At 40.6% G+C, this 13,310-nt stretch carries 11 protein-coding genes and 8 tRNA genes; 6 read left to right on the top strand and 13 right to left on the bottom strand.

Translation table 11 applies throughout. From position 1 onward, the window contains the following. Positions 1 to 400 precede the first annotated feature (400 nt). Positions 401 to 1,819 (top strand): sodium:alanine symporter family protein, encoded by a 1,419-nt coding sequence (locus JIG37_RS10585; RefSeq protein ID WP_199529341.1) that lies wholly within the window; start codon positions 401 to 403, stop codon positions 1,817 to 1,819. Positions 1,820 to 1,836: 17 nt separating this feature from the next. Here JIG37_RS10585 and JIG37_RS10580 read toward each other — a convergent pair whose 3' ends face one another. From JIG37_RS10580 to JIG37_RS10530, 11 genes are all read right to left on the bottom strand, one after another. Beyond that, positions 1,837 to 2,283 carry a hypothetical protein gene (locus tag JIG37_RS10580; protein WP_199529340.1) on the bottom strand — a complete coding sequence of 149 codons (447 nt, stop codon included), beginning with the start codon at positions 2,281 to 2,283 and terminating at the stop codon, positions 1,837 to 1,839. A 172-nt stretch (positions 2,284 to 2,455) separates the two neighbouring features. After that, positions 2,456 to 2,542 (bottom strand) — tRNA-Leu (locus tag JIG37_RS10575). A 35-nt stretch (positions 2,543 to 2,577) separates the two neighbouring features. Further along, a tRNA-Cys gene (locus JIG37_RS10570) sits at positions 2,578 to 2,651 on the bottom strand. 18 nt (positions 2,652 to 2,669) lie between these two features. After that, a tRNA-Gly gene (locus JIG37_RS10565) sits at positions 2,670 to 2,745 on the bottom strand. Between the two features lie 104 nt (positions 2,746 to 2,849). Next, positions 2,850 to 2,936 (bottom strand) — tRNA-Leu (locus JIG37_RS10560). A 34-nt stretch (positions 2,937 to 2,970) separates the two neighbouring features. Continuing rightward, a tRNA-Cys gene (locus JIG37_RS10555) sits at positions 2,971 to 3,044 on the bottom strand. Positions 3,045 to 3,056: 12 nt separating this feature from the next. Beyond that, positions 3,057 to 3,132: transfer RNA gene (locus JIG37_RS10550), tRNA-Gly, on the bottom strand. A 138-nt stretch (positions 3,133 to 3,270) separates the two neighbouring features. Then, on the bottom strand, positions 3,271 to 3,816 hold the full coding sequence (gene pgsA / locus JIG37_RS10545; protein WP_054564017.1) for a CDP-diacylglycerol--glycerol-3-phosphate 3-phosphatidyltransferase: 546 nt from the start codon (positions 3,814 to 3,816) through the stop codon (positions 3,271 to 3,273). A gap of 42 nt (positions 3,817 to 3,858) precedes the next feature. Next, positions 3,859 to 5,682 carry an excinuclease ABC subunit UvrC gene (gene uvrC / locus JIG37_RS10540; protein WP_054553646.1) on the bottom strand — a complete coding sequence of 608 codons (1,824 nt, stop codon included), beginning with the start codon at positions 5,680 to 5,682 and terminating at the stop codon, positions 3,859 to 3,861. A gap of 8 nt (positions 5,683 to 5,690) precedes the next feature. Beyond that, positions 5,691 to 6,341, bottom strand: a complete 651-nt coding sequence (gene uvrY, locus JIG37_RS10535) for a UvrY/SirA/GacA family response regulator transcription factor (RefSeq protein ID WP_054553647.1) — start codon at positions 6,339 to 6,341, stop codon at positions 5,691 to 5,693. Positions 6,342 to 6,448: 107 nt separating this feature from the next. Further along, positions 6,449 to 7,600: a dicarboxylate/amino acid:cation symporter gene (locus tag JIG37_RS10530; protein ID WP_054553767.1), complete on the bottom strand. Its 1,152-nt coding sequence runs from the start codon at positions 7,598 to 7,600 to the stop codon at positions 6,449 to 6,451. Between the two features lie 215 nt (positions 7,601 to 7,815). Between JIG37_RS10530 and JIG37_RS10525 the strand changes: the two genes are divergently transcribed. The 3 genes from JIG37_RS10525 to JIG37_RS10515 all read left to right on the top strand — a co-directional run bounded on the left by JIG37_RS10525 (position 7,816) and on the right by JIG37_RS10515 (position 11,953). Further along, positions 7,816 to 10,149 (top strand): carbohydrate binding family 9 domain-containing protein, encoded by a 2,334-nt coding sequence (locus tag JIG37_RS10525; RefSeq protein ID WP_199529339.1) that lies wholly within the window; start codon positions 7,816 to 7,818, stop codon positions 10,147 to 10,149. 240 nt (positions 10,150 to 10,389) lie between these two features. Next, positions 10,390 to 11,358 carry a cysteine synthase A gene (cysK, locus tag JIG37_RS10520; RefSeq protein ID WP_054553648.1) on the top strand — a complete coding sequence of 323 codons (969 nt, stop codon included), beginning with the start codon at positions 10,390 to 10,392 and terminating at the stop codon, positions 11,356 to 11,358. Between the two features lie 154 nt (positions 11,359 to 11,512). Beyond that, positions 11,513 to 11,953, top strand: a complete 441-nt coding sequence (locus tag JIG37_RS10515; RefSeq protein WP_138618601.1) for a hypothetical protein — start codon at positions 11,513 to 11,515, stop codon at positions 11,951 to 11,953. Positions 11,954 to 12,026: 73 nt separating this feature from the next. On the opposite strand, the gene JIG37_RS10510 is transcribed toward JIG37_RS10515, so the two are convergent. Together JIG37_RS10510 and JIG37_RS10505 are read right to left on the bottom strand one after the other, a co-directional pair. Further along, positions 12,027 to 12,326: a DUF6172 family protein gene (locus JIG37_RS10510; protein ID WP_054553650.1), complete on the bottom strand. Its 300-nt coding sequence runs from the start codon at positions 12,324 to 12,326 to the stop codon at positions 12,027 to 12,029. Between the two features lie 135 nt (positions 12,327 to 12,461). Further along, positions 12,462 to 12,977 (bottom strand): VC2046/SO_2500 family protein, encoded by a 516-nt coding sequence (locus tag JIG37_RS10505; protein ID WP_199529338.1) that lies wholly within the window; start codon positions 12,975 to 12,977, stop codon positions 12,462 to 12,464. Between the two features lie 112 nt (positions 12,978 to 13,089). On the opposite strand from JIG37_RS10505, the gene JIG37_RS10500 reads away from it, so the two are divergent. Both JIG37_RS10500 and JIG37_RS10495 read left to right on the top strand, forming a co-directional pair. Further along, positions 13,090 to 13,174 (top strand) — tRNA-Tyr (locus JIG37_RS10500). A 49-nt stretch (positions 13,175 to 13,223) separates the two neighbouring features. Then, positions 13,224 to 13,308, top strand: a tRNA-Tyr gene (locus tag JIG37_RS10495). The last annotated feature ends 2 nt before the right edge of the window (positions 13,309 to 13,310 follow it).

Raw genomic sequence — 13,310 nt, 5'->3', positions numbered from 1 at the left:
CAGATGATTGCTTTATATTGTTAAAGAACGTTGCGACGTTGTCGCTAGGGATGCGTATAATACATCCTTAAATTTTCGAGTCAACACTTAATTTTAAACTTTCTTTTTAGACCGTTTTAAACCGAAGTTTTACTTAACTCTGTGTCACTTTGTTCAGCGCTTTTCATTGCTGCCCGCCGTGTCAGTGGATGCGCATTATAGGGAGATGGATTTTTAACGCAAGCAATTTTTGAAGGTTTTTTTGAATATTTTCAAATTAATCACATACCCATCAAATGCAAACAAGTTACCCACAAATCCCTGTGGATAACTGATGTTTTTTAGCAGAATAACTAAACTCTCCTCGCTTGTTATGGTAACTTGCGCAGCAGATTTTCCACTCGCTCACAAGGCAAGAAAAATGACAGACATTATAAATAGTATAAGTGGTCTCCTTTGGGGTCACATTCTGGTTTACCTTTTAATAGCTGCGGGGCTATTTTTCACTCTTCGACTCGGTTTTATTCAATTCACTCAATTCCCACATATGATCAAAGTGATGTTTCAGAGCCGCCAAGGTTCTGGCGATGGCATTTCTTCATTCCAAGCTTTTTGTACTTCTTTAGCTGCGCGAGTTGGTACGGGTAATATGGCAGGTGTTGCCGTTGCACTTTATTTAGGCGGAGCCGGGGCAATTTTCTGGATGTGGCTTATTGCTTTAATAGGTATGGCGACAAGTTTTGCCGAGAGTACTCTTGCTCAGGCATATAAAACGGTCGATGAAGATGGCAACTTTCGTGGTGGCCCTGCTTATTATATGGAATATGGGTTAGGTAAACGCTGGATGGGTGTGATCTTTTCTCTTTGCCTTATTCTTGCTTTTGGCTTGGTATTTAATGCTGTTCAATCAAACTCTATTGCTGCTGCATTTAATGTTGCATTTGGTATTCCAAACTATGTTGTAGGCATCGGCTTAGTATTAGGGTCAGGTATTATCATTTTTGGTGGCTTAAAAACTATTTCGCGTTTTGCAGAAATGGTTGTGCCATTTATGGCGCTTGCTTATTTGTTAGTTGCACTTTATGTATGTGCCATAAACTACGATTTATTACCTAATGTATTTATGCATGTTATTAATAGTGCCTTTGGTATCGAGCAAGCGGGTGCGGGTGCAATAGGTTATGGTGTAATGCAGGCCATGATCCAGGGTATTAAGCGTGGCTTATTCTCTAATGAAGCTGGTATGGGTAGCGCTGCAAATGCTGCTGCAACGGCAACACCTAACCCACCGCACCCAGCCTCACAAGGTTATGTACAAATGCTCGGCGTATTTGTAGATACAATTATTATATGTTCTGCAACTGCAGCCCTTATTTTATTATCACAACAACTTATTCCTGATTCAGGTGTTACAGGTATTGCATTGACACAAGCAGCCCTTGAAGAACACGTTGGTAGCTGGGGAGCCACTTTTGTTGCGATTGCAATTTTGTTTTTTGCATTTACCTCGATTGTTGCAAATTACTCTTACGCCGAAACCAATTTATTGTTTTTAGAGCACAACCATGCATCGGGTATGTTGATCTTCCGATTACTGGTACTTGGTATGGTGATGTTTGGTGCGCTTGGAGAATTACCATTAGTTTGGACCCTTGCCGATGTCTCTATGGGTCTAATGGCTATCGTTAACGTCATCGCTTTGTTTATGTTATCGGGCGTCGTTATTTGGCTCGCGAAGGATTACAACACCCAACGTAAGGCAGGTAAATTACCTACTTTTGATCCTTCGCAAAACAAAAAGCTAGATCAAACCATTCCTAAAGGCGCATGGCGTAAATAATCTAGTTAAGTAAATTCTTATTTAGGGAGCGTTTGTGCTCCCTTTTTTGTATTTGTTAACTTTTCGAAAACAGACAATATGAATGTAATTTGTTGCTCGTTAAGCTTTGACTCAAGCTCAGTAACAAGCTGATCTTTAGTTTGCGCTTTTAATGCTTGTTTTTGCTCTGCGGTTAGTAATGACTGCGATTGTTGCTGATAAGATTGCACAGCATTAAGCATATCCATCACCACGTCATTATCAAAATCGGTTAGCGCTGCTTTGGCATTACTAATGGCTTGTTCTGATTTATCGAAGACGGTCGATACTTTATCAACAAGCACGCTCACCTCATGAATTTTAAGTACGTCATTAATGTTCGACATAATAATCGCAACAGGAATAAGAACTAACGATATCGCTAGACAAAGCCCAAACACTGCGCCTACCCAGAACTGATTTAAGCCACGTTTAAATTGCTCCATTCTCTTTCCTTGATCCTATTTAGTGAATTCAGTAGTGCTGAAAACTTGAAAACGCATTTGCTTATTTAAAAAGACTAAGGAAACTATAGAGCTATTTTGGCAATAAAAAAATAGTTAGATGAGGTTATAAAAAGAAATATAAATGAAATAAAGAAGAGGTATTTTATAAAAATGGTGCCCGGGGCCGGACTTGAACCGGCACGCTGTTACCAGCGAGGGATTTTAAATCCCTTGTGTCTACCAATTCCACCACCCGGGCATCGGGTCGCTCGAAAGAGCATGTGGAGTATTATATGGAGGCGGAACCCGGAGTCGAACCGAGGTAGACGGATTTGCAATCCGCTGCATGGCCACTCTGCCATTCCGCCTTATCGCTTCCAAATAATTGGAGCGGCACACGAGGCTCGAACTCGTGACCTCAACCTTGGCAAGGTTGCGCTCTACCAACTGAGCTAGTGCCGCAAATTTGTTTCTGTCAGTATTTTGTCCGTTGGTGAACAACCTTGAGGTTGCGATGATAACGTTCTGGCAACTGAACTAATGCCGCAAATTTTTCTTTATCAAAATGGTGCCCGGGGCCGGACTTGAACCGGCACGCTGTTACCAGCGAGGGATTTTAAATCCCTTGTGTCTACCAATTCCACCACCCGGGCATCGGGTTGCTCATAGAGCGCGTGGAGTGTTTAATGGAGGCGGAACCCGGAGTCGAACCGAGGTAGACGGATTTGCAATCCGCTGCATGGCCACTCTGCCATTCCGCCAAATTAGATAATTGGAGCGGCACACGAGGCTCGAACTCGTGACCTCAACCTTGGCAAGGTTGCGCTCTACCAACTGAGCTAGTGCCGCTTTCTTTATCTTGGGGCTATGCCCTCTCAACACGGACGCATTCTACAGAGATTATTAAACGCGTCAATATAAAAAATGCTAGTTTTGAACTGTTTGCTTATTTTTTATCTAAAACGGTGTGTAATTAAACGTTTAGGATCAATTTTTGGTCAATTCTGACCATGCCGCTATTAAATACTGCAACATAGAACTAAGCGTTAAGAATGTTGCGACGTACAAAAGGCCATAACTTAAGTAGATCATCCATGTATCAAACTGCCAGATCAAACCAATAATGGCTAGCATTTGTGCCGCAGTTTTAAACTTGCCCATGTTTGATACAGCTACGTTGTCACGTTTACCCTGCTCTGCCATCCATTCGCGTAAGGCAGAGATAACAATTTCACGGCTAATAATCACTAATGCTGGAATAGTCATATACAAGCTTTGGTAGTGGCTTGATAAAGCAACCAGTGCTGCACACACCATTACTTTGTCAGCGACAGGATCTAAGAACGCACCAAAAGGCGTTGACTGATTTAAACGACGCGCTAGATAGCCATCAAGGATATCTGTGATTGACGCAAGCCAGAAAACAAACGCAGCTGCAAAAAATGCCCATGAGAAAGGCAAATAAAATATCACCAAAAAAATGGGGATAAGAAAAAGTCTAAAGGTTGTGAGTGTGTTTGGAATATTCCACATAACTACTTGGAGATGTCTTTTTTTACTATATTCGCACGAAGGCTAAGCCTTGTCATGCAAATGATTAAATATCTTTTCAGCCATTTCAGGGCTGATCCCAGGAACTTGTTTTAATTGGTCTATATTAGCAGCTTTTACCCCTTGCATGCCCCCTAAATATTTTAATAATGCTTGTCGGCGTTTTTGTCCTACGCCGGTAATTTCTTCTAACAATGATTGTGTGCGTTGTTTTTGTCGTTTATTACGATGCCCTGCAATAGCAAAACGGTGCGACTCATCACGAATATGCTGAATTAAATGCAGCGCTGGCGCATCTGAATCAAGTGGTATTGTTTTACGTCCGCCATCAATTAATAGCGTTTCTAAACCTGGTTTTCGACTAGTACCTTTTGCAACACCTACCAACAATGGCATTTTATTATGCGGCCAGTTTTCAAAATATTGCTCAGCACGAGATAATTGACCTTTACCACCATCGATAAAGATGACGTCTGGAATTTTTTCTTCATCGACAACTTTGTTGTAGCGTTTATTAAGTGCAAATTCCATCGCAGCATAATCATCACCACCTGTGATGCCAGTAACATTAAATCGGCGATATTCTTTATTATTTGGCCCTTGCGAATCAAACACCACACAACTTGCTACCGTGTTTTCACCCATTGTATGGCTGATATCAAAACATTCCATGCGATTAATATCATCTAGACGTAATGTTTCTTTTAATTGTGCGTAACGTTTATTAATGGAGTCTTGGGTACTTTGCTTAACACTAATGCTATTAAGGGCATTTTTATTAGCAAGCTTTAAATACTGTGCCCGCTCACCGCGATTAGCAACTTTTAAACTCACTTTACGTTCAGAGATAGCCGTAAGCGCTTCACTTAATGGTTCACTCTCTTCAATACTGAACGGTAAGATAATTTCTTTGGCAATACGTCCCGTTGCACCGGGTGCTAAATAATATTGACCTAAAAACGAGGTTAGAATTTCTTCTTCACCGGAGTCTTTTGGTACTTTAGGGAAATAAGTTTTACTGCCAAGCACTTTGTGGTCGCGGATCATTAATAAGTGAACCGCATTTAAACCATTTAAATGCGCAAAACCCACTACATCCATTTCGGCATGATTACCTGAAATAGATTGTTGCTCCTGCATTTTTCGAAGCAACATGATTTGGTCACGCACTTTGGCCGCAAGCTCAAATTTAAGTTCTTTACTTGCTTGCTCCATTTTAGTGACTAAATCGGCAATGACTTCATGAGATTTACCCAGCAAAAACTTACGGACAAAATCAACTTCTTGTTGGTACTCTTCATCGGAGATTTTATTTACACACGGTGCTGAGCAGCGCTTTAACTGATATTGTAAACAGGGACGGCTTCTCGCTCGATAATAGGCATCTTCACATTGGCGAACCGGAAAAATTTTTTGCATTAAACGCAAACTTTCAGAAACCGCTCCCGCACTTGGGAATGGACCAAAATATTCGCCTTTAATTTTTCGGCTACCACGATGAAAAGCAAGTCGTGGGTGCTTATGATCAGTTAACAGAATATATGGATATGACTTATCATCTCGCAGCAAAATATTATAACGAGGCTGATATTTTTTTATTAGATTGTTTTCGAGTAATAAGGCTTCGGTTTCGGTGTTAGTCAGGGTGACTTCAATACCGCAAATATTACTGACTAAGACACGCGTTTTACTATCAGTTACATTGCTACGGAAGTAACTACTGACACGCTTTTTTAGATTTTTTGCCTTACCGACATAGATTACTTGCCCTTCACTATCAAGCATTCGGTAGACACCCGGCTCACTTGATAGTGTTTTTAAAAAACGGGCTGGTTCGAAATCAGACATTGAGCAAATTAATGCGAGCTATCAATGTCGATCATTTTATGACGAATTGCTAAATGGGTAAGTTCAACATCCCCCCCTACATTTAGCTTTTCAAACATGCGATAGCGATAGCTATTCACCGTTTTTGAACTGAGGTTCAAACGCTCTGCGATGTCTTGCGCTTTCTCACCTTTAGTGATCATCAGCATGATTTGCAGCTCACGCTCAGACAAACTCTGGAAAGGGTTTTCATCTGTTCGCCCACTTACCTGGGCAAGCGCAATTTGCTGCGCAATTTCAGGCGCAATATAACGTTGTCCTGCATTCACTGCACGAATGGCATTAACCATTTCGTCAGAACCGGCACCTTTAGTTAGATAACCGTGTGCACCGATTTGCATTACTTTACTTGGGAATGGGTCTTCACAATGCACAGTAAGCACAATAATTTTTACATCTGGGCAATAACGACAGATTTTCTTTGTCGCTTCTAAACCGCCAATACCTGGCATATTCATGTCCATCAACACGATATCTGGTGAATGTTGACGGCAAAATTGCACCGCTTCTTCACCGGTTTTAGCTTCACCCACCACTTTAAAACCGCGAACATCATCAAGTATACGTCTGATCCCTGTCCGTACAAGTTCATGGTCATCAACTAAAAGTACATTAATCAATGGAACATCCTCAAATAACCAAATAGCTGCTTTCGCACAATTTAATGTGCCACATTAGCACAGAAAAAGTGAAACGATAAATCAAAATATCGTTTCACTAATTAAATTTAAGCTGATGCTTTCTCGCTGAAACGATCAACCCATAGGGCAATGATACCATCACCTGTTACATTACAGGCAGTACCAAAGCTATCTTGTGCTAAATAAAGTGCAATCATTAATGCAACTGCACCTTCATTAAAACCAAGCATACTTGTTAAAAGACCCAATGCCGACATAACTGCCCCACCTGGTGCGCCAGGAGCAGCAATCATTACAACGCCTAGCATCATAATAAATGGCAACATACCAAATAACGATGGTACATCCATATTCGGTGATAAGAACATGACAGCCATTGCGCATGTCACAATCGTAATTGTTGAGCCCGATAAATGGATAGTTGCACATAAAGGTACTGTAAAGTTAGCAACATCTTCTTTTACGTTATTTGCTTTGCTTGAGCGAAGTGAAACTGGAATTGTTGCTGCACTCGACATTGTACCTAAAGCAGTAAAATAAGCGGGTAGCATATTTTTTACAAGCTCTAAAGGATTACGCTTTAGTAAAAGGCCTGTAGATACATATAAAACAGTAAGCCATAGCCAATGCATAATTAATGCAGCTAGCAAAACAATACCAAATGTTTGCAACGTATCAACCACGGTACCAGCAACTGTCATTTCCGCGAAAACACCGGCAATGTAGAAAGGTAACGCAGGAATAATTACTTTTGCTAACAAGCCATCAATCACATCACGGCCCTGATCAGATACTTTCTTTAACGTATCAAGCTGTAACTGGCTCATACCAATACCAAAAATGAATGCCGCAGCAAGTGCTGTCATTACACTCATAAGAGGTGGGATTTCTAAATCAATAAAGCTGCCTACTTCTGTAGCAACTTCTGCTTCAAACGTTAAACCGCCATCAAACAATGGGATCATAGCGCTGACAAGTAAAAAAGCTAAGGTTCCAGCAATAACGGTTGAACCATATGCAAAGCCAACTGTTTTTCCTAACAAGTGGCCTGACCCTTTTGGTAAACCAGCAATACCTGATGCGATAAAAAATAAAATAATTAACGGGATGGTAAAGGTGATCAACTGACCTATTATTTCTTTTACTGTGTAAAGGAGTTCAACACCTGTTAGTGGCACATATAAGCCCACTAAAATACCGGCAACAATACCAGCAATTAATTTTAGAATTAAATTCATAACGATCACTTCAATTTTTAGGTGGTAATCTTTTACCACGTTTTAGTTTACTTTTGTTATAAAACAGCCAAATTAACGTTTAACTGCGCAAATTACCACCACAGCTTGTTAGAATCTAATTTGAACGTAAATATATGCGCCCTGTCGCGTTGCATTTGTTAACAAAGTTGCAAATTAATAACATGCTCGCAGTTTTGAATACCCGTATAGTGCTTATGTATAAATCAATGTTAAGTGCCGCTCTATTGAACGTGCCTTTTACTACCTTGGCCACCAGCCAACCTGTCACCCTCCCTTTTATTGCGGAGCAAGCAACAATCGACGGCCAGCTCAATGAGCCAAGTTGGCAACGTGCCAAAAAAATTACCATAGACAACGTTACTTGGCCTTACGAAAACAGTAAAAGCCCAGTTACCACCCACGCTTATGTTTATGAGGATGGCGAAACACTTTTTATTGGCTTTGAAGCGAATGATCCAAACCCAGAACTTATTCGTGCTTTTTACCGTGACCGTGACGCAGCCTGGGATGATGACCTAGTCGGGCTAAAAATTGATTCATACAATAATTCTCAATTAGCTTATCAATTTTTTATTAACCCACTTGGCGTACAACAAGATTCAATAGAAAACGAACTGACTAAACATGAAAGCTCATCATGGGACGGTATTTGGGATAGCGTCGGTGTTATTCATGAGAAAGGCTACACAGTTGAAGTTGCCATTCCATTACGCGTATTGAATTTTGACGACAGCGTAGCAAGTAAGACTATGGCGATGGAGTTTTTACGCTTTTTACCGCGCAGTGAGCGGTTACGTATCTCAAATATGCAAATTGACCATGGTAACAACTGTTGGATTTGCCAAATGCCAACTTACCAAGGCTTTGAACAAGCAAAGCAAGGCAATAACGTGGCGATTATTCCATCTGTGGTGCTTGGCAAAAATGAGACACGTGATATTGATGGCGCACAAGTGGCTGATTGGGAAACAGAAAACAATACTGAAGCCAGCCTCGATGTTAAATGGGGGATCACCCCAGATATCACCTTAAATGCGACGATTAATCCTGATTTTTCTCAGGTTGAAGCAGATGTAGCACAATTGAGTGTGAACAATAATTTCAGTTTATTCTTCCCAGAAAAGCGTGCCTTCTTTTTAGATAACGCTGACTACTTTGCCTCAACACTTAACCTTATTCATACCCGTAATATTGCCCAGCCAGATTACGGCACGAAAATCACCGGCAGCAAAAATGGCCATACATTTGCCGGCTTCATTGCCAATGATACGCAAACCAATGTGTTGATCCCGGGCAATTTAGGCTCATCTCTTGTCGCCCTTGACGAGAAAAGTGAAAACGGTGCCCTGCGTTATCGATACGATTTTGAATCTGGATTATCACTCGGTTCAACTGCAACACACAGACAAAGTGATGATTATAAAAACACGGTTTACAGTATTGATAGTAAATACAAACCAACAGTGAACGATGTTTTCTTAGTGCAAGTATTAAAGTCACAAACGCAATACAGCCAAGATTTTATCGACGAGTTATGTGATGGTGATAACTGCTTACAGCCAGAGCAAGTAATTTGTGAATTAAATAGTGACTGCGACTATAATGAAGGCGTACTTCGTGTTTTAAGTAAAGAACAGCAATCTGGTACTGGCTACTACCTAAAGTATCAACACGACGAGAAGTACTGGCGCGCCTTCGCTGATTATAATTACCGTGATGCTGATTTAAGAGCTGACTTGGGCTTTATCTCACAAGTTGATTTTAAAAAGTTTACGACTGGTGGCGAATACCGCTGGTATGGCGATAAAGGCAATTGGTGGAATCGCGCTAACCTTTACGCCGATTGGGATATTACCCACAACGAAAATAACGAACTTCTTGAAAAAGAAGCACAAACTAGTTTTTCAGTCAGCGGCCCGTTACAGAGCTTTTTTGAAGTCTCTGTTGAACACCGTAACCGCACTGGCCTTCGCCACGACAAATCACGTTTAGATATCGACGGCAACACCGACTTGTTTAGCGAAAATGGCGTTGGCTTGTACAGTGACTTTAAACCCACCGCTGGGGTATTTGCTTCTTTATATATGTATACAGGTAATGCCGTTGATTTAGCAAATAACCGCGTTGGTGATAAGTTCCATATACGCCCTGTGCTGAATATGAACCTTGGTAAGCATTTTGAAGTGCGTTTACGTCATACTTATGAGCAACTTGAAGCCGATGGCAGTGAAGTATTTACCGCCAATTTAAGTGATGTGCGTTTAACTTACCAATTCAACGTGAATAGCTTTTTACGCCTTGCAGTCATTTATACCGATTTAGAACGCAATCAGGCTAATTACATAGATGATGTTGATAGCCAATATAAAAAGTTAGCCACTCAGCTACTGTATTCTTACAAGCTGAACCCGCAAACTGTATTCTTTGCTGGTTACTCTGATAATGGCTATCAAGATGATGAGCTGTCATCAATGACTAAAGAGCAGCGTACGTTATTTGCCAAGTTTAGCTACGCTTGGTTGCTTTAAGACCCTATTAGCGCACCTTTTGGTGCGCCCTCCCCTTACTTTGTTTGCTTGTTCCTAAACTATATTAATTCCAACTGAAACTCGCACCTTGAGATGGTTTGGGTATCTAAGCCTATTCGCTATATGTTATAGCCAAACTTTACTTTCGTTTTTTATTCACCACAGTAAAGTGTGACTATTACAGATCAATAGCCTAAGCTCATTGATCACGATTGAATAAATTGCTTCCAAGGGAACAGTATGTCTAACATTTTTGAAGATAATTCATTAACGATTGGTAATACACCAATTGTAAAGCTTAACCGCGTAACATCAGGTAATGTTTTTGCTAAAGTAGAATCACGTAACCCAAGCTTCAGTGTTAAATGCCGTATTGGTGCTTCAATGATCTGGGAAGCAGAAAAGTCAGGTGTCTTAACTAAAGACAAAGAGTTAATCGAGCCGACTTCAGGCAACACAGGTATTGCACTAGCATTTGTAGCGGCTTCTCGTGGCTACAAACTAACTCTAACTATGCCTAACACAATGAGCCTTGAGCGTCGTAAATTATTAAAAGCGTTAGGTGCTAACCTAGTTTTAACTGATGGCGCTAAAGGCATGAATGGCGCAATTCAAAAAGCAAAAGAAATTCAAGCAAGTGAGCCTGAAAAGTACATTCTTTTACAACAGTTCGAAAACCCAGCTAACCCAAAAATTCACTTTGAAACAACAGGTCCTGAAATCTTTGAAGCAATGGACGGAAAAATCGACATTTTCGTAGCAGGTGTTGGTACTGGTGGTACTATTACAGGTGTTAGCCGTTACCTTAAACTAGAGAAAGGCTTAAATGTACAATCGGTTGCTGTTGAACCAACTAACTCGCCAGTTATTAGCCAAACTTTAGCTGGTGAAGAAATTAAACCGGGCCCTCATAAAATCCAAGGTATCGGTGCAGGCTTTATCCCAGGCAACCTTGATTTAGAAGTTGTAGATGCTGCAGAGCAAGTATCAAATGAAGATGCCATTGCCATGGCTCATGAACTGATGAAAAACGAAGGCATTTTAGTGGGTATTTCTTCAGGTGCCGCAGTAGTTGCTGCAAAGCGCCTTGCTGAAAAACCTGAAAACGCAGACAAAAACATTGTGGTAATTTTACCAAGTGCAACTGAGCGTTACTTATCAAGCCCATTATTTGCTGAAGAGTTCAGCGATAAAGAGCTTGTTCAGTAATCACCAAGAATCTCTTAGTTTTTAAAAAGGATGCAAACATGCATCCTTTTTTATTATCCAAAATAAATAAAACTATTAATTTTACCGAGTTAACTTTACATCATGCTCATTTAGTCACACACTTTATTTTAAGTTCACTCGAAAAACTACAACAATGAAAAATATACTTTTAATTTTTATCCTTTTAAGTAGCAGCATTCTTTCCGGTTGCGGCTCTGAAGATGCACCAAAAGGTGAAAAAAACACTCCTGGTAACGTAGCGACCCTCTATTTTGATGCTTTGTATAACCAAAACGATTTAAATAAAGCGATGGAATACGCCACGCCGAAAATGGCGCGAATTATGAAATCTTATGGTACCGCTGGGCAGTTCGCTCGCAACTTAGTCAATATGCAATACGATGAAGTGGTGATTGAAGTCGATATGACTAACATGAGCTTGCGCGAACAGTATGGCGATAAAGCCAACATCAATTTGATTTTTACGGGTTATTTTAATGGTAAGAAAATTGATGATATGCGCAGTGTGAAAATGATGCGTAAAAAAGGCAATTGGTACATAGAAAAAATAAATGCCGATCCGTTTGCGCGATAATTGATTACTAAAACTAAAAAGGGCCTGATGGCCCTTTTTTGTTTTAGAGTATTACTGCGAACTGATATTCGTATTACTCTTCGTCAAACTCTTGATGTTGACGCTGTGCAGGACGCGCTAAGATTTCAACATAAAACGATGTAAGCTCTTTTGCTTCAATATCGCTAATACATTTATTAATCTCTGCCACGTGAACGACATTGGCCTCATCCGCTGATTCACCAAACTTACAGTCAAACGCCCAATAGTCGGCACCTGCTGGGAGTGTTTTATTACGCTCACGTTTCAAGTATTTTTTTACTTCGTGCTTGGCTGCATCAACCATACGAGGGTATTTAATTTTCTCGTGGTTTAGCGTGAATGTTTTCTTCATTATAGTCCTAGTAACTTGGTTCAATGACAATGGCATTAAGCCATAGACTGCTATTATAACAAGCGCATCTTAATTTAGCTGTACTTTTTATTAAGTTTATTCATAGTCTATGACAATTCGATTAAGCCTCGAATGCTAGGCTGTCGCCAAATGCAGAGGTTGATGTATCGCCTCATTAGTAAGACTATCATAAAATGCGGCAGCGTCGATTTGTGGGCGCTCAACGGGTTTGTTTTTTTCATAAAAGCGTTTTCTAACTGCTGGCTCACAGTTATCAATCACTTCTAGCGGCACATGTTGCTTATCATCACGAACATTCAAAGGCTCTGGATTTAAGCAATGACGTAATTTTATATCTGATAAACCACCTTGCAATAGTCTAAATGCATTTTCTTGCCCAATTAGCATGTCAAACTGTTCGGGAGCTAATGGTTGTGTAGGACCAGCACCTAATTCAGTACGCAGAGCTGACTCAGATACTTCAGGATTGCTTAATTCAGTTTTTGGTAGGTGGAACAGGCTAAAATCGAGCGCATCATGAGAAAGCATTGCGAGTAATAAAGCAAACTCTCCAGAGCGGTGCTCGTGAATACTTTTATTTAGACGATTATCGAGTTGACTCTCTGTGAGCAACAAACCATCAATTTGCATAGTCTTTAGCCAAATAGTTTCTTGATTAACCAGTTATCGGCATTTATGCATTTTTCTTTAGTTTTTTTCTTTACTTAAATAATCAGTTTGCTATTATCAGCGCCGTTGCATTGGAGGGGTTCCCGAGCGGCCAAAGGGATCAGACTGTAAATCTGACGGCTCAGCCTTCGCTGGTTCGAATCCAGCTCCCTCCACCACTTTTCTTCTCAGTGAAGTGGGGCCAAATGCAATAGTAAAAATTTGTGTGGAGGGGTTCCCGAGCGGCCAAAGGGATCAGACTGTAAATCTGACGGCTCAGCCTTCGCTGGTTCGAATCCAGCTCCCTCCACCACT

The sequence above is a fragment of the Pseudoalteromonas sp. bablab_jr010 genome (assembly GCF_016464105.1).
Taxonomy (GTDB): domain Bacteria; phylum Pseudomonadota; class Gammaproteobacteria; order Enterobacterales; family Alteromonadaceae; genus Pseudoalteromonas; species Pseudoalteromonas simplex.
This window is presented reverse-complemented; position numbering and strand designations above follow the sequence as displayed.

Coding starts and splice junctions, on each gene's coding strand:
- JIG37_RS10505 (WP_199529338.1), bottom strand. CDS start 12,977: ATGCAAATTGATGGTTTGTTGCTCACAGAGAGTCAACTCGATAATCGT.
- JIG37_RS10510 (WP_054553650.1), bottom strand. CDS start 12,326: ATGAAGAAAACATTCACGCTAAACCACGAGAAAATTAAATACCCTCGT.
- JIG37_RS10580 (WP_199529340.1), bottom strand. CDS start 2,283: ATGGAGCAATTTAAACGTGGCTTAAATCAGTTCTGGGTAGGCGCAGTG.
- uvrC (WP_054553646.1), bottom strand. CDS start 5,682: ATGTCTGATTTCGAACCAGCCCGTTTTTTAAAAACACTATCAAGTGAG.
- JIG37_RS10530 (WP_054553767.1), bottom strand. CDS start 7,600: ATGAATTTAATTCTAAAATTAATTGCTGGTATTGTTGCCGGTATTTTA.
- JIG37_RS10525 (WP_199529339.1), top strand. CDS start 7,816: ATGTATAAATCAATGTTAAGTGCCGCTCTATTGAACGTGCCTTTTACT.
- pgsA (WP_054564017.1), bottom strand. CDS start 3,816: ATGTGGAATATTCCAAACACACTCACAACCTTTAGACTTTTTCTTATC.
- cysK (WP_054553648.1), top strand. CDS start 10,390: ATGTCTAACATTTTTGAAGATAATTCATTAACGATTGGTAATACACCA.
- JIG37_RS10515 (WP_138618601.1), top strand. CDS start 11,513: ATGAAAAATATACTTTTAATTTTTATCCTTTTAAGTAGCAGCATTCTT.
- JIG37_RS10585 (WP_199529341.1), top strand. CDS start 401: ATGACAGACATTATAAATAGTATAAGTGGTCTCCTTTGGGGTCACATT.